Origin of the sequence: Synechococcus sp. R8-2 (assembly GCF_047461715.1) — a bacterium.
In the GTDB taxonomy this organism is placed as follows: Bacteria; Cyanobacteriota; Cyanobacteriia; order Thermostichales; family Thermostichaceae; genus Thermostichus.
Window position 1 is genome coordinate 1 of sequence record NZ_JANSHQ010000419.1, and the last position, 1010, is coordinate 1010.

Here is a 1010-nt window from a genome sequence, read left to right on the forward strand (position 1 = left end):
TGGTGGGAGATGGCATTAACGACGCTCCGGCTTTGGCCCAAGCCGATGTGGGCATCGCCCTGCACTCAGCCACTGATGCGGCCTTAGAAACCGCCGATATCATCCTCATGCGCAACCGCCTCTGGGATGTGGTGGAAGCTATCCGCCTCAGCCGCGCCACCTTCCGCAAGATCCAGCAAAATCTCCTCTGGGCTGTCGGCTACAACCTGGTAGGGATCCCGGTGGCAGCAGGCGTGCTCCTACCCCCCTTTGGCATTGGGCTTAGCCCGGCAATCGCTGGGGGTCTCATGGCCTTGAGTTCCCTCAGTGTAATCCTCAATTCACTCCTCTTGAGGCGAACTTTTGTACCCCGTAGATCTTCGAGTAGCCGCAGCTAAAAAAGTGTTAAAAATTACGAATGACTAAGTATCGATCGTTAAGTCTTCCGAGGTTTTACCGAGCTTCTGACACAATTTCCGCTGCGTCCAAGCCAAAAATTCGGCAACTTCGATTACATTTGATTAAAAAGATTAATCCGCTTTAACTTTTGAGGATTTGGTTGTAAGATTAGGCCGAAACCAAGCTGTAAGCGCATCTTCTGGTTTCTTACTTAGCAAAGCAAAAACCGTGAAAATACTGAGAAAGCGCATCTTGCAGCGGTGAAGGGAGCAAAAGTATGGCGATGCTTGGAGATCTTCAGGAATTTTCCTTATGCGACCTGTTGCATTTAATGGAAAAGGGTAAGAAAGCAGGGCAGTTATCCATCTGGGCACCCAATGGCATTCAGCGGATTTGGTTTTACCAAGGTCGGGTGGTCGCCGCCCTCACCCCTGAAGAAAAGCATCGTTTGGAAAGCCTGCTGACGCGCTTTGGCTTGGTGGACGAGCAGGTGGTCAGCCAGTTGGTCGCTAGGGGCTTGGAGGAGCCTCTGGGGCGTTGCCTGCAGCGGCAAGGGTTGATCTCGCCCGTAGATTTGGCCAAGCTCTTTCGCCATCAACTGCAGGTGGGACTCTACAGCCTCTTTGCCCTCG

General features: G+C 52.4%; 2 protein-coding genes. Both read left to right on the forward strand.

Features of this window, described 5'->3' with window-relative positions; genetic code table 11:
• On the forward strand, positions 1-377 hold a 377-nt coding region (locus NW819_RS10180; protein ID WP_414413666.1), incomplete at its 5' end, for an HAD-IC family P-type ATPase.
• A gap of 332 nt (positions 378-709) precedes the next feature.
• Positions 710-1010, forward strand: a 301-nt coding sequence (locus tag NW819_RS10185) for a DUF4388 domain-containing protein (RefSeq protein ID WP_414413667.1), incomplete at its 3' end; no start/stop codon positions are given.